The organism is Nostoc sp. (assembly GCF_036917675.1).
In the GTDB taxonomy this organism is placed as follows: domain Bacteria; phylum Cyanobacteriota; class Cyanobacteriia; order Cyanobacteriales; family Nostocaceae; genus Nostoc.
This window is the reverse complement of sequence record NZ_JBALCT010000074.1, coordinates 21,128-41,392: the sequence shown is the minus strand read 5'-3', so window position 1 is coordinate 41,392 and position 20,265 is coordinate 21,128. Positions and strand designations below refer to the sequence as shown.

Genomic DNA, 20,265 nt, shown 5'->3' with positions numbered 1-20,265 from the left:
TTCTACTTAATTCATTCTGAGGGGGTTGTTGGGATTGATGCAAGCTTTTAGGTAGAATGGACGATCGCCTGTAGCGTTGCTGGTGCCGCAGCTACGCCCGCACTTCTCTGCGAGACGCTGCGCGTAGCTTGCTTCCACGTTCGCGGAGCGTCTCGTAGAGAAGTGGTACGGCAAGCTCAGTGACCATCGTAGACATCGCTATTTTAAGGTAGTCCTACTCTCAAAGAAAAAAACCTCAGCGATAGTATCGCTGAGGCTCTAGAAGACTGGCTCAATCAGCCTGAAAACCAGAAGCTAATTAAAAAGTATAATTTGGCTAAATAAATGGAATAAATTCAAAAGGGCGGCAATTCTTTAAGAATTGTAAACCGAATATGATTAATCGCCAAATCGCCAATGGGGATATCTTCTTTCGTTAGCCGCGCACCTTGACTTGTCACAGTTTCAAAGGTAATACCTTTGCCAATTTCAATGTGATACCAGCATAAGCCCATAAAAAAGCGCGTCGGATAAGGCCCACCTTCACTCACATCGTCAGGATTTGATTCCATTGGCAACCAGCCAAAATTCTGAACGTAGAACTCCAGCCAAACATGATTAAAGTCGGGTTGTAGCGGCACACCTTGTAAGTCACTATGGGCAGGACATTTATACCTACCTACAGTGCGACAGGGGATACCATTTAAACGAGATAGGGCAAGTAAGACGCCGACATATTCGCCACAGGAACCAACGCCCCGTTCTAAAACTGTATCTGGCGCGTCAATGTAAGGTTTAATACCGTAGGATAACTGATCATAGACGTAGTTGCGGATGCTGTGCATTTTCCGCAGCACATTGGTTTCAGAACCAATCGCTTCTCTGGCAGCACGGCGAACAATGGGAGTATCCATTGCTAAATCGTCGTCATCCACTAAGTAGCGTGTTTGTAATTCTGGGGAAAGTTCAGGTATATTTTCCACATCTCTGGGTGTGATGCGATACTTAATACCTCGAACTTCTAAAAGTGCTTTCCAGCCAAATATATGCCGCTCTCCTGGGGCAAGAGAATCAAATTTAAAGACTGCTACACGTTGCCCCTCTATCACTTCTTCGGTAAAGGGTATACCAATGGGTTCAACGTGTTTCACCTTTTGACGCTCAGTTTCCGATGGTAGGGCGATGCGCCATTCCACATCAGGTAAATAAACCTCGTCTAAGGGGGCAATTTCCTCAGCATAGGACATTTCAATGAGATAGCCATTAGAGAGGGCGTAGCGCTTATCTGGCTGATAATGATAATACAAAGGGTGAATAAAAGTGCGATCGCGGAATGTTAGCTCATAACTCGGATCAGCATTTGGGTTGTCCCGAATATAAGCCTCCTCTGAGGCATAAGCGACGTAAATACTTTCTTTGCCTGTTTCGGCATTTTTATGTATCGCTATGCCTGTGGGACATTCAAAGGGTGTCAAAACACTAAATTGAAGTTCTCCTGTCGCCCGATCCATCGCGTAAACTGATTGTTCAGTGCGATCGCAAATCCACAGCATTTCCTGAGTCACTGCCAAATTCTCTATCCCAACGCCTGGGGCATAAAATCTGGTAATCTCTTTTCGGGTTTCGCGGTCAAAAATCAGAATGTAACCCAGCTTTTGGCAGCTGACATAAACTGCTGTTTCCCAAACAGCAACGCCGTCAGCCGGATAAGGCAATGTTACAAAATCTTCTAAATCCAAAGCATTGAGCTTGCAAAAGTAAACAGTATTTTCTCGGCTGACCCAGAGGGTATCTGACCACGCGGCTAGACCAGTGACATCGGTAAATTCTTTAACTTGATGGGGATTGAGAATTTTGCTGTTGTCAGAAGTGGGATCAATCTCCAGTAGATGCCCTTTAAAACTGTCAATAGCAATCAGTCGATCTTGAATGAAAGTAATGCCACACAGGCTAGCAGCAGTAAGCGGTCGAATTGTTTTTTGCCCAAACATCTGGCTTGCGTGGCTTGCGGTCAAAGTGGGGAGTGCAAAACTCATAAAACCTTGTGGGAAGTGTAAAAACCCCTCACCTTTAGGTAGGGAAGGAAACATGACTCAAGCGGTTTTAACCGCCGTTACGCCAATTGCTTGATGCGGAATCGCTACGTTTAGAGCGGGGTACTGATAATTATCGGTACAATTTGTTCCGAAAAACTCTTTCGTGAGAAATAATACTATGTTAAAAGAGCAAGAATTTACAAATATTAAGAATTACATATACATTCAGTAGACCGAGCGATCGCCTTAATGTAACTTTAGGAAATGGAATTCTTGCCATCACTAAATTATGATCGAATTCTGTAACCATTTGCTGTGACCTACACGATGTCTGCTAATTCTCTGCCTGAAAGTGCCGCTGTTTGGCATAGTTTAGAAGTTGATAAAGCGCTAGACCTGCTTGATAGTAACGCAGACAGTGGCTTAACACCCCAAGAAATTCAACCGAGGTTGCAAAAATACGGCCTCAACGAACTTGAAGAAATTGCTGGCCGTAAAGCTTGGGAAATTCTGCTGGATCAGTTCAAGAACATTATGTTGTTGATGCTGATTGGCGTAGCTCTGATTTCTGGGTTGATAGACCTATGGGGTTGGCGAACGGGCACCTTAAAGCCTGGTGAAGTGCCATTTAAGGATACGATCGCCATCTTAGCAATTGTCATCCTCAATGGCATACTCGGCTACGTTCAAGAAAGCCGTGCCGAAAAAGCATTGGCAGCCCTGAAAAAACTCACCTCTCCTTTAGTGCGAGTTATCCGCGACGCTAGATTGGTGGAGATAGCAGCCAAGGACTTAGTTCCAGGGGATGTAATGCTGCTGGAAGCTGGGATGCAGATAGCCGCAGATGGACGCTTGATAGAACAGTCTAATTTACAAATACGAGAGTCGGCGCTGACGGGTGAAGCCCAATCTGTCAACAAACAGGCAACACTAAAATTGCCGGAAGAAACCGATTTAGGCGATCGCCTCAATGTCGTCTTTCAAGGAACCGAAGTACTCCAAGGACGGGGTAAAGTTCTGGTAACTAACACCGGAATGACTACAGAACTGGGTAAAATTGCTGCAATGTTGCAGGCGGTAGAAAATGAACCTACGCCTTTACAACGGCGGATGACTCAACTGGGTAACGTTCTAGTTACGGGTTCTTTAATTCTCGTGGCGATCGTTGTTGTCGGCGGTGTGATCAAGGACGGCGGTTTTAAAAACATCCAAGAACTCTTAGAAGTTTCCTTGAGTATGGCAGTTGCTGTGGTCCCAGAAGGTTTACCAGCTGTAATTACCGTCACTCTGGCACTGGGAACCCAGCGAATGGTACGCCAAAATGCCCTGATTCGCAAACTGCCAGCAGTGGAAACATTGGGTTCTGTAACTACCATTTGTTCTGATAAAACCGGGACACTGACTCAAAATAAAATGGTGGTGCAATCGGTTTCCACTAATAACAAAACTTTTGGTGTCACTGGCGAAGGTTATGCTCCCACAGGGGATTTTCAGTTAAATGGTCAAAAAATCTCCCTAGAGGAGTCTCCAGAAATCTTAGCGTTGTCAGTCGCCTGTGCCGTTTGTAATGATTCGGTGTTGCAAAAAGAACAAGGGGAATGGGCAATTTTAGGAGATCCCACAGAGGGCGCATTGTTAACACTAGCCCGAAAAGCTGGAATCGAACAAGACCAGTGGAATAGTAAGTTACCCAGAGTTAGGGAGTTTCCCTTTTCCTCAGAACGCAAGCGGATGAGCGTGATCTTTCAGGTGCAGCATGTCGCCACAGGTGAAGCATCTTCGAGAGGCGTTGACCCAGCGATCGCGAGTTTATTACAATCTGAACCTTACTTAATGTTTACCAAAGGTTCTCCAGAGTTAATCTTGGCACGTTCCACTCAGATTCATTTGGGTAATGATACAGCTCCCTTGACTGAAGAACAACGCCAGAAAATTTTGGCAAACAATGACCAAATGGCGAGTAAAGGTTTGCGGGTGTTAGGTTTTGCCTACAAACCCCTGGCGCAGATCCCACCGGAAGGTTCAGATGAGACATCCGAGCAAGGTTTGGTGTGGCTGGGATTGGTGGGAATGCTAGATGCGCCACGCCCAGAGGTAAGGTTAGCAGTTCAAGAGTGTCGGGATGCAGGTATTCGCCCAATAATGATTACTGGCGACCACCAATTAACAGCACGAGCGATCGCTACCGATTTGGGAATTGCCCAAGAAGGCGATCGCGTCCTCACAGGTCAAGAATTGCAACGGATGAGTGACCAGGAATTAGAGCAAAACGTTGACCTGGTGAGCATCTATGCCAGGGTTTCCCCAGAACACAAACTGCGAATTGTCCAAGCCCTGCAACGCCGGGGACGATTTGTAGCGATGACAGGCGATGGCGTCAACGATGCTCCAGCCCTCAAACAAGCTGACATCGGTATTGCAATGGGGATTACTGGCACTGATGTCAGTAAAGAAGCCAGTGACATGGTGTTACTTGATGACAACTTCGCCACCATTGTCAGCGCCACCAAGGAAGGCAGAGTAGTTTACACCAACATCCGCCGCTTTATTAAATACATCCTCGGCAGTAACATTGGTGAAGTTCTCACAATTGCCGCCGCACCCTTAATTGGTTTAGGAGGAGTTCCCCTTACTCCCTTACAAATTCTCTGGATGAACTTGGTGACAGATGGTTTACCAGCCTTGGCATTAGCTGTGGAACCCCCAGAACCCGATGTAATGGAACGTCCACCTTTTAGTCCCCGCGAAAGTATTTTTGCTAGGGGATTGGGTTCTTATATGATTCGCATTGGGATAATATTTGCGATTATCACCATTAGCCTGATGTGGTGGGCTTATCAACATACCCATGCCCCTGAGTATCAGGGCGATCGCGATGCTTGGAAAACAATGGTATTTACTACCTTGTGTATTGCCCAAATGGGTCATGCGATCGCTATTCGCTCCAACAACCGACTGACTATCGAGATGAATCCCTTCTCTAACATCTTTGTTCTAGCGGCTGTTGTCGTCACCACGATTTTGCAGCTGATGCTAGTTTACGTCCCACCCCTGCGAGAGTTCTTTGGTACTCACTACCTGAATATGCAGGAATTGGGAGTTTGTATTGGCTTCAGTGCCTTAATGTTTGTCTGGATTGAAGCGGAGAAGATATTTTTGCGGATTATGGGCAAGAAAGCCGTCTGAAAAAGAAATTTTAGATTTTAGATTTTAGATTTTAGATTTATCTAGAACTAGCCCTTTCAAGTTGACTCGTAAAATCCCTTTTTTCTCTCAGCGTCTGCGCTCTCTGCGGTTTAAAAGTAATTTATTTAACCTTATGAGGCGCAGAGAACACAGAGTAAAGATATTAAAGAGCAATTTCTTAACCAAAATTTTTACCCACCTTGAAAAGGTTAGTCCTATTATCTTCAATCCAAAATCTAAAATCCAAAATCCAAAATCGTACTTATGTACCTGAAAACTCTAAACCTCCGACAATTTCGCAATTATCAAGACCAAAAGGTTGAGTTTACTGCTGCCAAAACAATTTTGGTAGGTAATAACGCTCAGGGAAAGTCGAATTTATTGGAGGCGGTGGAGTTGCTGGCGACATTGCGATCGCACCGAATGACCCGCGATCGGGATTTAGTTCAAGAAGGGGAAGCCATAGCCCAAATTAATGCCACCCTTGAGCGAGAAACAGGCGTTAGTGACCTTACCTTAACCCTCCGCCGCAATGGTCGCCGTAGTGTTGCTCTCAATGGTGAATCTATCCGCCGTCAAATGGATTTTCTCGGCGTTCTGAATGCAGTCCAATTTTCCAGCCTAGATTTAGACTTAGTACGCGGCGGCCCGGAAGGTCGCCGCAACTGGTTAGATACACTCTTAATTCAACTTGAACCAGTTTATGCTCACATTTTGCAGCAGTATAACCATGTGTTACGCCAGCGCAATGCTTTTTTAAAAAAAAATCAAGACTCAGCACTGGACACTCAGCACACAGAACTGGCGGTGTGGGATGCACAGTTAGCCACCACAGGAACCAGGGTAATTAGACGACGCGATCGCGCTATCCAAAGATTAGCTCCCATTGCTACTGCTTGGCACGCCAGCATCAGTGGCAGTACAGAAATTCTGCAAATCAAGTACCTGCCGAATATTCCTTTAGAGGATAACCATCCAGAAGAAGTGCAGCAAGCTTTTTTAGCAAAAATTCAGCAGCGAGCGATCGCCGAAATGCACCAAGGCACTACCCTTGTCGGTCCACATCGAGATGAAATAGAATTAACTATTAACCAGACACCCGCTCGTCAATATGGTTCTCAAGGTCAACAACGAACGCTGGTTCTAGCCTTAAAATTAGCAGAATTACAATTAATTGAAGAAGTCGTCAAAGAGCCACCATTGCTATTGCTTGATGATGTTCTTGCCGAACTCGATCTATCCCGCCAAAATCAATTGCTTGATGCTATTCAAGACCGCTTTCAGACCCTGATTACTACCACTCACTTGGGTTCTTTTGATTCCCAGTGGTTGAAGTCCTCCCAAATTCTATTTGTGAAAGCAGGAGAAATAATCCCAAATTAGTCATTTGTCACTTATCAAGATTAAACATAGTTGATTAACTAATAGACATCTCCGAAAAAGATTTAGTTATCTTAAATTTACATACAGATATCACGGAAATTAAGCCTCTCGACCCTTGCCTAACGGCAGGCTGACGCCAACGGGGAGAGGAATGGAAGTGGGGTCTTAATTGATTTTCGGAGATGTCTAATGACTAATAGACTTCTTGCATAAATAAGAACCCCACCCCGCCAAAGCTACGCTTGGGAGCATCCACTTTTGGAAGAAACATAATTATTTGATGCCAAAAACCCTACTATATGGTTGGTCTAAAAAAGGCGATCTGCCAAAAGTGGATGCTCCCGCTACGCTTTGTCTCCCCTCCCCGCAAGCGAGGAGGGGATTAAGGCTGCGGTGTTTGGGACTTTTGCAACAGGTCTAATGACAAATGACAAATGACTAATCACGTTTTTCTAACCTTCTAAAAACGTTGAGAACCAGAAAAGTCAGCACAGCACTAATTAATCCTAACTGCCACAAACCACACCCGGCAGCAATTCCCAAAGCAGCCGAAACCCAAATAGCTGCTGCTGATGTCAGTCCGTGAATTTTAAGTCGCTGTGATTCTTGAGAAGATTGGCGGACAATTTCTCCAGCACCGAGAAATCCCACACCGGCTGCAATCCCCTGAATCACGCGGCTGAGTGCATCAGGACTGGACTGTGACGCACCTGTTTGCATAATTATGAGAGTAAACATCGCTGAACCCAAACTCACCAGTATATGAGTTCTTAAACCAGCTGGTTTGTGCCTAATTTGGCGTTCTAAGCCGATAATTGCTCCAATAAGCAATGCAAGGCATAGCCTGAAGCTGATATTTACCCAATCATTAGTTGCAAGGTAGTAAGTGTTTGGCAATGCTTAGTCTGGTATAGATAATTTTATATATTAGGCTATTTGGTAATATAGTTACAAAAATATAGCTTTTTTACGTGCAAATTAATATCTTGCATTCTGAAGATTATTTTCCAATAAGATTTTATTTTTGACACTAACAAATTGAGTGGACAAACTCTACTGGCTAGAACAAATTAAACTACAAGACCGCGCCCAAGTAGGTGACAAAGCGTTTTACTTGAGTAGAATCATGCAGCTAGGCTATCCAGTGGTGCCTGGTTTTGTCGTTTCGGCAGAAATTTTGCGGCAATTTCTCGAAAATCTCAATAGTTCAGAGTCATTAGTGGCTGACTTACCCCATTCTTCGTTACACCTAGATGTAGCTAATTGGCGTCAACTTCAGCAGGTGGCTAGTCGCTTGCGCCAAGAAATTCTCACTGCGACTGTGCCACAGCAGTGGGTGAGTACAATTTTCCAAGCAGCTAGAGAATGGCAAACTGGCTGTTTGATTCTTCGACCTACCTTGGCAGTATCAACTGCTACCCCAGGTATGAAGAATATATCTGGTTTGCTGGAGTCAGTATTTTGCCAGTGCGAACCGGAAGCGATCGCAAGAGCATTAAAGCGTACCTGGAGCCAGATATTTCGTGCTAGAAGTCTACTATATTGGCAGCGAGCCGGAATTGACCTGCAACAAATAAATCTAGCAGTTTTGGTGCAACCTGTTGAAAATGCGATCGCTAGTGGTTTGCTCAGAGCTAACTCTTCTGGGTGGGAAATTGAAGCTACTTGGGGATTAGGAATTGCGATCGCTCTTGGCGAAATCCAGCCAGATGTCTACTACATTCAACAGGAAACTGGGGTTGTGCTTGAGCAACAGATGGGCAATAAAATGCTGGCTTATGGTGTTGATAATGCAGCACCTGGAGCTTTTTCGCAAACGGTGCCCAAGTCAGTGCTAACAGCAGATCACACTTGTCTGAGTACCTACCTAATTGCGTCAGGCCAACAAAAACAATACGCTTTACAAGAAGAATACTTACAACAAATAATTGCTCTGGGAACTCAACTGGTGAGTGAACTAGGTAAAACCTTTACCATTAAATGGACTATCGCTGGGCAAACTATATCTGACAAGCTCTACATCACACAAGTTAGTACTCCCCAATCTGTAATTCCCCACGTAGACTTCATTCGGGGACTAGGAGCAGCTGGGGGACGTGTTGTAGCGACTGCCCTAGTAATTATTAATCCCCAACAGAAACCCGAACAACTACCAAAGGGAGTAATTTTAGTAGTACCAGCGATCGCACCTGATTGGTTGCCATTACTGCAACAAGTTGCTGGTATTATTACCGAACAAGGCGGATTAACCAGCCATGCTGCCATTCTTGCTAGAGAATTAGGTATTGCAGCAGTAGTGAACGCAACATCTGCGACAAGCTTAATCAAAACTGGCGAACGACTGCTGCTTGATGGCGACAGAGGAGAAGTTTATCGGATCAAAGGAGACTCAAAGGAGGAGATGGAGAGAGGGGGAGAAGAAAATCTTCCTTTTGCCCATCGCCCCAACCCGAAAGCGCCCCATCCTGCTGTTACTTCTCATCTACCAATGATTGCTACCCAACTGCTGGTTAACTTAAGTCAGTCCAGTTTAATAGAACAAGTGCAAAGCTTGCCTGTGGATGGGGTGGGATTGTTGCGCTCAGAATTGATGGTACTAAATATATTGTCCGGGCGACATCCCAATAGTTGGATTTTAAGCGGACGTCAGGCAGAATTGTTAGAGCTATGGTCTGAGCAGATTATGCAGTTTGCTCGTGCTTTTGCACCAAGACCAGTTTTTTATCGTTCTTTAGATTGGCCACAAAATTTAACATCATTGAGTGATAATTTACAATCTTCACCAAAGTCGATGTTAGGTGAACGTGGCACCTTTAGCTATTTACAAAATTCCGCAGTATTTGAGTTGGAACTGAAAGCTTTAGCGAGTGTACAGCAAGCCGGTTATAGCAATGTCAATCTACTGTTGCCTTTTGTGCGGACTGTGGAAGAATTTGTCTTTTGTCGTCGCAAAGTTGAGCAAGCTCTTTTAACTGAGGTGTCACAGTTTCAATTGTGGATAATGGCAGAAGTGCCAAGCGTACTGTTTTTACTGCCAGAATATGTTAAGGCAGGTGCAGCTGGAATTTCTATTGGTACAAACGACCTAACCCAATTACTGCTAGGAGTGGATCGAGAACAAGGACAGTTAGCAAAAGTATTTAATGAACGTCATCCAGCAGTTATGAGTGCGATCGCTCAACTCATCAAAATGGCCAAAAGTGCCGGCATCCCTTGTTCCATCTGCGGTCAAGCACCAGCCCTCTATCCCGAAATTATCGATAAGTTAGTGGAATGGGGTATAACTTCCATTTCTGTTGAACCGGAAGCAGTAGAGCGAACATATCAAGCGATCGCTCGTGCTGAACAACGCATAATTTTAGAAGCAGCACGACGAAAACTTGATTAGTTAGGAGTTATTAAATTTTAGATTTTTTCTTCAATTCAAAATCTAAAATTGCCATAATTAAAGGTTTGTAGTAAGCGGCTCCAGCCCTGATTACGAGCTAATTTAATTAATTTAATGATTCTAGCCGTGACAGCCATGTGTTGAAGTGAGGACACCTGCTTTGAATTACTTGCAGTCCAATTCGTTCAGCCAACTGTGGTCCAAAAGCAGGCTTCGCTTTTTTATAATCAGGAAACTGAGCGATAATGCGTTTACTGGGAGCTGTCTGCTGTCCGTCATTGATCAACTCAGGTGTCTCATATTGATTAGCGATCGCCTTAAGAGCCTCAATCTCCTTTGTGCGATTAGCATCAAGATATTCAAAGCAGGTTGGATCAGCAAAAAGGTATGCCTCGTATTCATGTAACTGAATGTACGGGAGAAATCGGTAATCACCGATGTCCTCCGCAAAGCGTTGCTCTAGAAATTCAACTCGCTTTGTGGGCTTTTGGCGCAAACTCTCAGACTCAGTTAATCCCGGAAAATCAGGATGGATAGCATACAAATCAATCATAGTAGTGAAGAATACATCACGATTACTATCTTCGTTGAGCGATCGCAAAATATCGTTGAATCCGTTAATGGTTAATCGTTGCAGCCTGTCCAAAAGTCCGTCTCCTAAATCGGTAAATGTGTATTTGGTTTATCAAATGTTTGGCGTATTAGAGTTTGCGCGTCCTGAATTTATGCCTATTCTACTATCTCGTTGACTAAGACCTAAAGTTACTTGTTTCATAATCCAGTACAAACCTGCAAGTACCACAAAGGTGATAACAATAATCACCAGGGGCTGTTTCCCAAGAATTTCTTCTACCCCTTTAGTCAGTACGGCATCCGGTTGAGTAATAAAATCCCAACTGTTGAAACGCAAAAATCGCCCCCAATAAACACCAACAGCACAGAGAAAATGGGTAATCAACTCAAAGCGCCAAATCCATTGACTCTTGCCGATGCGATGTAAGTAGTAACCCCAATTAATTAACGATATTACGTAAGCTTCAAATCCACCGAGAATTACTAGTAAATACAGAGGAATTAGTACCAACGTAATCATCCAGACCGATTGAATTTTGCGGATATCATCTATCAGGTGAATTACATCAGTCAACAAATATGGTGCATTCGGTAAGAAAGCATAAAAAACTAAAAATCCTAGCCACCAAAGCCAAGAGCCACCACGCCGAAAGCGAAATAACCACACACTCAAAGCTAAAGGTATAAAAGCCAGAAATAAATTCCAAGTCATCCAACTCATATTAATTCGCAAGACTTGTACAACTCTGGCTGTCAATTCTTCTTTCATAGGTGCTAACTCAGAAGACGTTTGATTGATCTAGATTCACTCTGTAGTATTAGTGTTAACTTCAGTGATTGAGTGATAAAATTTTTGTACCCCAAATAAATTTATTTACTCCCAGACTAGACAAGGCTTTTGTGTCACTTAAAAGGAAATGCACACTAATATATGTCTGAAATTTAGAGTTTTTATGTCTTTCATACTGGGGGATGAAATTTATCAACCAATCGGCTTAAATCACTAGTATAGCCAGAAAATCATCAGGGTAAAATCCACCATCGAAAGAAAGTCTGAGCGACAAAAACGCCGTTGAATAAGTTGCTGTAGACTTTTTATGGGAATTTTACCTTTGTCTTAGCTATTATATTGATTTTATTTTGCTCTGCTAGAGTTTCAGAAGCACCCTAAAGTTTTTGCCAAGAGTGTAAGAGGATGTTTTAAAAGTATTATTGCTAACACGAAAAGCTCAGAAACCTAACCCCCTATCCGCCTTTCCTACAAGGGAATGGGGGTTTCAAAGCCTCTCGACCTTTCGAGGAGAGGAATGGAAGCGGGATTTTATAGTATACTTTAAGACTTGACAAACATCCTCTTAACTCCCAAAAGAGGAACTGTTTTGCTCAATGCCCCATGCCCAAATTCGATTATTCTGGTTGGCTACAATATTTATTCATCTCATTCATTAAGGTATCCGACTGCTTGCCAATAGTTGTAGCTGTTGTCAGTGCTGAATCAATTTCGGCTCTAGCCTTTTGGATTTTTTCTCTACCAGATGCCGAGGCTTCTGCTGTCTTAGTCGCACCAAGCGCCCTACCTGCTTTAGCGATCGCTTGACTGAGATTCTGAAAAATTTGGACAAAACTGCTTTGAAATTCTTTCAGCTTGGGATCTGTTAACTTCAGTTCCCCAATCGATTTAGTCACAAATTCCAAATCTTTAGACAGCTGTATGCTGGTGATCACTTGCGCTCCTTTATTTTTATCAATCAAAGAAGTTCCAGCATTCACAACTCGAATCAGTCGCTGGCACTGGGAGACTTTATTTTCGCTGCAACTAGTAATCAACAAAGCAATGCTCAGGCTCACAGGAGCAATAACGGTATATTTATGTAAAACAGACATTAACACCCCAACAACAATAAAACCAAGAATATAGTATCTAATATTACAGCTTAAGTTATGAACCCACGAGAAACTCTCAGTATTGGGATAGTCACCTTATATTTATATACCGAGAACAACATCTTGACCGCGTTTGCGTTGTCTTGGCTATGTTTTGATAAACTCTTTTAGTGATTTCACTCACTATTATGACACCTTGCACTTAGTCGTAATCACTACTTTATATTTATTTCTCTATTTTCTCACAAATGATTTTGGATTGGTATATTAGCCCTACTAATACTAAAAAGTCTTTGCATAACTCTTGGTAAACTGTAGATTTGCTGGCTTAATGGTACAGTATCAATTATTTGTATAAAAAATTATGTAAATGTACGCTATACCATAAAAATAAGTGGTTAAATTTAAAGTTTAGATAAAGTTGAGGAAAATATTTTGAATTGAGGTGTGGGAATTACTAAACTTTTCAGAACAGCTAACTGTAACAAAAGTATTCATAAAGCTTTGAGTAAGCAGGTTCAGTCAATAAGTCCAGCATTTGTTTGGCTCTATTTCCTTCAGCCTTTACACATCCTCCTTCTGTAATCTGAAATTATGAAGATAAACTCATCCAACTTGCTGTTAACGGTACCAACTGGCCCACTAAAAATTTCAGAGTTACCGCCTAACCATGTGAGTACAAGTGGTGAATCTATCCATCTTTCTCTAATAATTCCTACTTATAAAGAGCGTGATAACATCCAGAATGTAGTCAGCATATTGAGTCAGTTACTGGATGAATCTATTCCAGGAAACTATGAACTGATTGTGGTAGACGATGATAGCCCAGACCGAACTTGGGAAATAGCACAATCCTTGACCCCAGAATACCCCCAGTTGCGAGTGATGCGACGCCAAGAAGAACGGGGGCTTTCTTCAGCTGTGATTCGTGGGTGGCAAGCAGCGAGGGGGAGTGTGTTGGGGGTGATTGATGGAGATTTGCAGCATCCGCCAGAGGTGCTGATGCAACTGTTGCGTAGTGTTGAGCAGGGAGCAGATTTGGCAGTAGCCAGTCGTCATGTGGAAGGAGGCGGCGTTAGTAGCTGGAGTGTTGTCAGACGTTTCTTGTCTCGTGGCGCTCAGTTGTTAGGCTTGGTGATTTTACCGGGGGTACTGGGCAGAGTTTCCGACCCGATGAGTGGTTATTTTATGGTGCGTCGGAGTGCGATCGCCAATGTAACACTCAATCCCGTCGGATACAAAATTCTCCTAGAGGTAATCGGGCGGGGAAAAGTAGACCAAGTTGCGGAAGTTGGGTATGTGTTCTGCGAACGCAAAGAGGGTGAGAGTAAAGTGACATGGAAGCAATATATAGATTACATCCACCACTTAGTACGGTTGCGGCTTTCCACAGGGCGGGTAGGACAATTGAGTAGAAAAGTCAATTTCCCGGTTGGTCGATTTCTGCGTTTTGGGTTAGTTGGCTTTAGTGGGGTATTTGTAGATATGGCAGTACTTTACTTGCTCAGTGATCCGACTACCTTGGCTTGGCCATTGACACGCAGTAAAATTGTTGCTGGTGAGATTGCGATTTTAAATAATTTCTTCTGGAATGACGCTTGGACATTTGCTGATGTCAGTGCCAGACAGCAAGAATGGCATCAACGCCGGAAGCGGTTTGTGAAATTCAACGCCATCTGCCTTGCTGGACTGGTATTAAATGTACTGATATTAAATTTGGTATTCAATTTTCTTATTCATAACCGCTATATTGCCAACTTTATTGCGATCGCAGTTGCTACAATCTGGAATTTCTGGATTAATTTGAAACTTAGCTGGCGCGTTACCGATGTGAAATAATCACAACGAGGGATTTGAGATTTTGATTTTTGTTTTTAGAACGAACTTAAATCTAAAACGTCAAATCTACAAATCCATTCCTTTGAGGCTAGGCAATGAGAGTTATTTTCCAAGGTGCATTCTATTTTTACAGAAAAATTATCTCGTTGCTACCAGTCTATGCTACCCATTTCCTGCCTCTGGCAAATGTAAACTCTGGCTCACAACATAAGTATTGGCATAATTGGCAGGTTCGCCTTCCTCCTTGGTGGGTTCACTCCTTGCTGAACTTGATGTGGTTGCTGATCGGCATTGGCTTGCGCCTGGCGAACTTGACTGCAAAGCCTCCTTGGACTGATGAGTTTTCCACCTTGGTGTTTAGCTTGGGGAATAATTTTTTATCAGTACCCCTAGATCAAGCGATCGCACCTAATATCCTATTGCAACCACTGCAACCAAACCCAGGCGCTAGTGTTGGTGATGTCATTCATAACTTACTTACCCAAGATACCCATCCCCCACTCTATTTTGTGCTGGCTTACTTGTGGATGAAATTATTTAAGAGCGAAGGAGGATTAGTATCCCTGTTTGCGGCGCGATCGCTACCAGCTTTAATCGGTGCTGCCTCGATTCCATCTGCTTACGTATTAGGTAGGATAGCGTTTCGTTCGCCATTAGTGGGACACTTGGCTGCTGCCATGATGGCAGTATCACCCTACGGCATCTTTTTAGCACAAGAAGCGCGTCATTACAGTTTGGCAGCTTTATGGGTAACTGCTTCTCTCACGTGCTTAGTAATTGCCACACGTCATATTCAAAACCGCACACCTTTACCCATGTGGGTAGCAATTTCCTGGGTGGCAATTAATGCTTTAGGTGTTGCTACTCATTACTTCTTCACCCTCACCCTCTGCACAGAAGGTGTCGTTTTAATTTTTCTGGCTTGGCTTCAATTACAGACTAGCAGCAAATTTTCTCTTTTCTTCTCTCCTCCCTGGCGGCGCATCTATGGCGTTATCACAGGTACTTTGGTGGCGAGTTTAATTTGGCTACCAATCTTTTTAGAGAATAGAAATCGCAGTAATTTGACCGAGTGGATTCAAGGTTCGCGCGTCGGACTAGATTGGTTCAGCCCAATTTTTCAAGCTTTAGGCACATGGATTACAATGATTTCCCTCCTGCCAGTTGAATCTCCACAGCTATTGGTGGTGATTCTTTCTGGACTGGTGATGCTGATTTTCTTTATTTGGGCAGTACCAATTTTGGTAAGTGGGATCAAGATTCAATTACAGCAACCAGAAAGCCGGATTATGATTCAGGTGTTTGCTGGAGTCGTGATCAGCGCGATCGCTTTATTCTTTATCTTTACGTACTTTTTGGGAATCGATCTGACTAGGGGTGCCCGCTATAACTTTGTTTACTTTCCCGCCGTGATTGTTTTACTAGGGGCAAGTCTCGCAGTTTGTTGGCATCCTCCCAAGGAATGGACAGGAAGAGAACAAGGGAAAAATGGGGTAAAAAGCATCGGCAGATGGGGAATAAACGGGAAAAAAGCCGTGATATTAATTTGGTTAATGGGATTTGTCAGTGCAGTTACAGTATTCTGCAATCTCGGCTATCAAAAATATTATCGCCCTGACCTGTTTGTGCAAATAATTCAACAAATATCCCCAGTGCCAGTACTGGTTGCCACTACCCACAAAACTTATGTACATACTGGGGAAATGATGGGGGTAGCTAGGGAGTTTAAACTTGCCAATTCACCCCAAAAACTTTTGTTTCTCCTTGCCCATCAAGATAAAGACCCGAATACTTCCACCATTGCTCTGGAAAATACTTTAAAGAAATTACCACGACCTTTTGACTTGTGGCTGGTAAACTTTCACGCCCCCGTAGCAGAAACTGTCAAAACTTGCGTTATATCTGATACTCAATCTTTGCCAAGGGTGAACGGCTACGAATATAAACTTTATCGTTGTTACCCACAAGGACCTCTAAGTTCGATGTAATAGCGATCCACGTCCGATTGATTTACAGTCTTATTGCTTTCTCGCTTGAGTATGTCTTGTCCTGGTTGCTCGTAGCAACTACCAGAGCCACTGGTTGAGTTGCCTGACATTGCCCCTATAATTGTGCATCCGCCAAACAAAAAAATTAAGAAGCCCCAAAATACCAAACTAATTTCTTTTTCTCTCTTTTGAGATTCTGGGATACTTCCGCGCTCATTGGTGGACTAAATTCTGGTGCCTTTGGGGTTTTTGTAGTAGTTAGACTAAATCTTTCGCTCCAGACTACTGGACTGCCTTCCGATTGACAGCCCAAAAAGCGATCGCAATAACCACTTATTGTAAAAAATTTTCCACATCCCGAACAAGGATGCCTATTCGTCCTTGTTCAGGGAGTTATCCCCAATCAAAACGCGATCGTCCCTTGTCCGGTACGCGATCACACGGGAGTGTCAACCGGAGATGCGTCTTGTGGAAGTTCCTCAAATATCGATATCCATAGGAGACTAAAGAAAGAAGAACAAAATATATCTGACGCGTTTTCAAGCAGCGAAGGCTGTAAATAGTTAAGGAGGATTTATGCGTGCAGTACTGATGGCAGGCGGTTCGGGAACCCGGCTTCGCCCGTTAACTTGCGATTTGCCCAAACCGATGGTGCCGATTCTAAATCGACCAATTGCCGAACATATTATCAATCTCCTCAAACGACATCAAATTACAGAAGTGATTGCGACATTGCATTATTTACCTGATGTCTTGCGAGACTACTTTCTAGATGGCAGCGATTTTGGTGTCCAGATGACCTATGCCGTTGAAGAAGATCAGCCTTTAGGTACAGCAGGCTGTGTGAAAAACATTGCTGAACTTCTTGATGAAACTTTTTTAGTGATTAGTGGCGATAGTATCACAGATTTCGACCTCACGGCAGCGATCGCATTTCACAAACAAAAGAAGTCAAAAGCTACTTTGATTTTGACTAGGGTTCCTAACCCGATTGAATTTGGGGTGGTGATTACCGATGAAGAAGGACGGATTCGGCGATTTTTAGAAAAACCCTCTAGTAGTGAAATTTTTTCTGATACCGTCAATACTGGCACTTATATTCTCGAACCAGAAGTTTTGGAATATCTGCCAGTAAACACTGAATCCGACTTTTCCAAAGACTTATTCCCTTTACTACTAGCAAAAGAAGAACCAATGTATGGTTACATTGCTCAAGGTTACTGGTGTGATGTTGGTCACTTAGATGCCTACCGCGAGGCTCAGTATGATGCTTTAGATCGGAAAGTGCAACTGGATTGTGCCTACAAAGAAGTTTCCCCTAACTTATGGGTAGGCCAAAATACTTATATCGACCAGACGGCTGTGATTGAAGCCCCAGCAGTGATTGGTGACAATTGCCGCATCGGGGCAAGAGTACAGATTGAAGCAGGAACCGTAATTGGGGATAATGTCACTATTGGTGCTGATGCCAATCTCAAACGCCCGATAGTGTGGAATGGGGCAATCATTGGCGAAGAAGCACATCTTTCTGCCTGTGTGATTTCCCGTGGCACTCGTGTAGACCGCCGCGCCCAAGTATTAGAAGCTGCGGTTGTGGGTTCGCTTTCCACGGTGGGAGAAGAAGCCCAAATTAGCCCCGGTGTGCGCGTTTGGCCGAGTAAAAAGATTGAGTCAGGGGCAATTTTAAACATTAACTTGATTTGGGGGAACACCGCCCAACGGAATTTATTTGGGCAACGTGGTGTACAAGGATTAGCTAATATCGACATCACCCCAGAATTCGCCGTGAAATTGGGAGCCGCTTATGGTTCTACTTTGAAACCTAGTTCTAAGGTAACGGTTTCTCGTGACCAGCGTAATGTCTCTCGGATGGTGACGCGATCGCTGATTGCTGGTTTGATGTCAGTAGGTGTTGATATTCAAAACCTCGATGCTACAGCTATCCCCATCGCCCGCACGGTTATCCCCACAATGTCGGTAACTGGTGGTATCCATGTGCGGGTACACCCGGATCGCCCTGACTACATTCTGATTGAATTCATGGATGCTAAGGGTATTAATATCACCAAAGCCCTGGAAAAGAAAATTGAAGGGGCTTACTTTAAGGAAGATATGCGGCGGGCGCTAATTCATGAAATTGGCGATGTATCTTACCCCAGCCAAGTGATGGATCGCTACTGCACTGCTTTTGAGAAACTATTGCATGTTCATACACTCCGCAACAGTCGGGCAAAAGTGGTAATTGACTATGTTTATGCTGTATCAGGGGCAGTTTTACCCCAAATGTTGGATAAATTTGGTGCTGATGCAGTAGTACTGAATGCCAGTGTGAATAAAACGGCGATGTCAGTAACTGACCGAGAAGGACTGTTGACTCAGTTAGGTCATGTAGTCGAGGCATTGAAAGCTAACTTTGGTGTGCAAGTCACAGCTAATGGAGAACAGCTGATTTTAGTTGATGAATCAGGCTTCCCAATTCGGGGAGAAATGTTAACAGCACTGATGGTGGACATGATTCTCACGGCTAACCCCAGAGGAACAGTAGTAGTGCCAGTTCATGCTTCCAGTGCTATTGAACAAGTCGCCCGCCGCCACGATGGCAGAGTGATTCGCACTAAAGCCAACCCTACAGCCTTAATGGAGGCTTGCCAGACAAATCCAAATGTGGTAATAGGAGGTAGTGGAGAGACTGGTTTTATTTTTCCGCAACTGCATCCGGGATTTGATTCCATGTTCTGCATTGCTAAAATAATTGAGATGTTGACTATACAGGAGCGATCGCTTGCTGCTGCCCGGTCAGAATTGCCTCGTGTAATTCATAAAACTTATACAGTACGCTGCCCGTGGACAGCCAAGGGTGCTTTAATGCGTTACTTGGTGGAAACTCACCCAGCCCAAAACCTAGAACTCATCGATGGGGTGAAAATTTGTCAACCCTACGATGACAGCTGGCTGTTAGTTTTACCAGATGCCAGCGAACCACTGGTACATTTGTATGCAAATAGCAACGATCGCGATTGGGTAGATGAGACTATAAGAAACTACCGCAGCCGTGTCCAAACATTTGTTGAAAGACAACAAGAATATCTTCCTGCGGAAGTTTGATTAATCAATTATCAGTGAGCAGTTATCAGTTTTTAAGGATAACTGCTCACTGCCAAAAGTCAGCAAATCTAGCATATAACTTCTTATTGATAGCTTTTGTCTTAATATTTAACTACTGGAATAACTCACTAGAGTTCAAAATTATAGTTCCTTGATCAGGAAAATACAAATTTATAATTTCAAGAATACTTTTTGTGAATTCATACTCTACTATCGACATTGAAAAGCTTCTCCTGTAGAATATCCGGCTTTTGCCCATTTCTATTTATCGAAACAGAATTCATTCTGAATTCTGTACGAGTGGCGTTTTTGCACCCCCACCAAATTTTCTTGTTTTGTGGTCTTCAATCATTGGCGGGTCTGAATCCCCTACTGATAGCGTAGGCAGGAAATTGGTAAATACAAATCGCCATGTTCCTTGACTTTGAGAATATGTGTCACTGCCTTGTTCTGCCATAGGCTTTGAAGATTTCTAGATTCCCTTTTTTACATCTTAAGTGCGATCGCTCGACTGTTAGCCACCCTGTTTATCTCCCATTAAACCTACATTCCGCACCCTAAAGTGTCACATAACGAATTTTGGACGTTTCGAGATTTGGGATTAGCGATGCCTAAGTTGGGCTGCGCCTACGCAATTGGATATTTCCTTGCTTAGTATAAAAAGTAGCCTTAATAGGGGGTAAAAATCCCAAAAAACCGATTGTGACAGTGGGGGGTGCGGAATGTCGGACGCTTGCTCAGGCGGGGCGTAGTCCGCCAGCAGCAACAATCGATTCTCTCAACTTGCCCAAAGCCTTGCTGATGTAGGCTAACAGAAAACTATCTGTAACCGACCGATCACCTGTAATACCATTGCTGGTATTCTGAAAGCGGCAAGACCATAGCCATAAAATTGGCAAAGCAA

At 43.6% G+C, this 20,265-nt stretch carries 13 protein-coding genes; 6 read left to right on the top strand and 7 right to left on the bottom strand.

What is annotated here, in order from left to right:
- Positions 1–335: 335 nt before the first annotated feature.
- Positions 336–2,015 carry a transglutaminase family protein gene (locus V7K31_RS29785; RefSeq protein ID WP_335099826.1) on the bottom strand — a complete coding sequence of 560 codons (1,680 nt, stop codon included), beginning with the start codon at positions 2,013–2,015 and terminating at the stop codon, positions 336–338.
- A gap of 181 nt (positions 2,016–2,196) precedes the next feature.
- Complete coding sequence (locus V7K31_RS29780) at positions 2,197–2,325, bottom strand: hypothetical protein (protein ID WP_335099823.1); 129 nt, start codon at positions 2,323–2,325, stop codon at positions 2,197–2,199.
- 17 nt (positions 2,326–2,342) lie between these two features.
- Here V7K31_RS29780 and V7K31_RS29775 point away from each other — a divergent pair, with 17 nt between their 5' ends.
- Entirely contained in the window at positions 2,343–5,201 is a 2,859-nt protein-coding gene (locus V7K31_RS29775) for a cation-translocating P-type ATPase (RefSeq protein ID WP_335100529.1), read from the top strand.
- Between the two features lie 264 nt (positions 5,202–5,465).
- Positions 5,466–6,584, top strand: a complete 1,119-nt coding sequence (gene recF / locus V7K31_RS29770; protein ID WP_335099821.1) for a DNA replication/repair protein RecF — start codon at positions 5,466–5,468, stop codon at positions 6,582–6,584.
- 438 nt (positions 6,585–7,022) lie between these two features.
- Here the strand turns inward: recF and V7K31_RS29765 are convergent, their stop codons facing one another.
- Positions 7,023–7,481, bottom strand: a complete 459-nt coding sequence (locus V7K31_RS29765) for an MgtC/SapB family protein (RefSeq protein WP_335099818.1) — start codon at positions 7,479–7,481, stop codon at positions 7,023–7,025.
- A gap of 145 nt (positions 7,482–7,626) precedes the next feature.
- Between V7K31_RS29765 and V7K31_RS29760 the strand changes: the two genes are divergently transcribed.
- Positions 7,627–9,972 carry a putative PEP-binding protein gene (locus V7K31_RS29760; RefSeq protein WP_335099815.1) on the top strand — a complete coding sequence of 782 codons (2,346 nt, stop codon included), beginning with the start codon at positions 7,627–7,629 and terminating at the stop codon, positions 9,970–9,972.
- A 106-nt stretch (positions 9,973–10,078) separates the two neighbouring features.
- Here the strand turns inward: V7K31_RS29760 and V7K31_RS29755 are convergent, their stop codons facing one another.
- From V7K31_RS29755 to V7K31_RS29745, 3 genes are all read right to left on the bottom strand, one after another.
- Positions 10,079–10,618, bottom strand: coding sequence for a DUF4276 family protein (locus V7K31_RS29755; RefSeq protein WP_335099813.1), 540 nt, complete (start codon positions 10,616–10,618; stop codon positions 10,079–10,081).
- Between the two features lie 39 nt (positions 10,619–10,657).
- The gene (locus V7K31_RS29750; protein ID WP_335099810.1) at positions 10,658–11,314 is read right to left on the bottom strand and encodes a DUF1361 domain-containing protein; all 657 of its coding nucleotides are present in this window, start codon (positions 11,312–11,314) and stop codon (positions 10,658–10,660) included.
- 638 nt (positions 11,315–11,952) lie between these two features.
- Positions 11,953–12,429: a hypothetical protein gene (locus tag V7K31_RS29745; protein ID WP_335099807.1), complete on the bottom strand. Its 477-nt coding sequence runs from the start codon at positions 12,427–12,429 to the stop codon at positions 11,953–11,955.
- 594 nt (positions 12,430–13,023) lie between these two features.
- Here V7K31_RS29745 and V7K31_RS29740 point away from each other — a divergent pair.
- The 3 genes from V7K31_RS29740 (at position 13,024) to V7K31_RS29730 (ending at position 19,361) form a co-directional block, all read left to right on the top strand.
- Positions 13,024–14,268, top strand: coding sequence for a glycosyltransferase (locus V7K31_RS29740; RefSeq protein ID WP_335099805.1), 1,245 nt, complete (start codon positions 13,024–13,026; stop codon positions 14,266–14,268).
- A gap of 272 nt (positions 14,269–14,540) precedes the next feature.
- Positions 14,541–16,256 carry a glycosyltransferase family 39 protein gene (locus V7K31_RS29735; protein ID WP_335100527.1) on the top strand — a complete coding sequence of 572 codons (1,716 nt, stop codon included), beginning with the start codon at positions 14,541–14,543 and terminating at the stop codon, positions 16,254–16,256.
- A gap of 576 nt (positions 16,257–16,832) precedes the next feature.
- Positions 16,833–19,361, top strand: coding sequence for a mannose-1-phosphate guanyltransferase (locus tag V7K31_RS29730; RefSeq protein WP_335099803.1), 2,529 nt, complete (start codon positions 16,833–16,835; stop codon positions 19,359–19,361).
- A gap of 737 nt (positions 19,362–20,098) precedes the next feature.
- On the opposite strand, the gene V7K31_RS29725 is transcribed toward V7K31_RS29730, so the two are convergent.
- Positions 20,099–20,260 (bottom strand): hypothetical protein, encoded by a 162-nt coding sequence (locus V7K31_RS29725; RefSeq protein ID WP_335099800.1) that lies wholly within the window; start codon positions 20,258–20,260, stop codon positions 20,099–20,101.
- Positions 20,261–20,265: the final 5 nt, after the last annotated feature.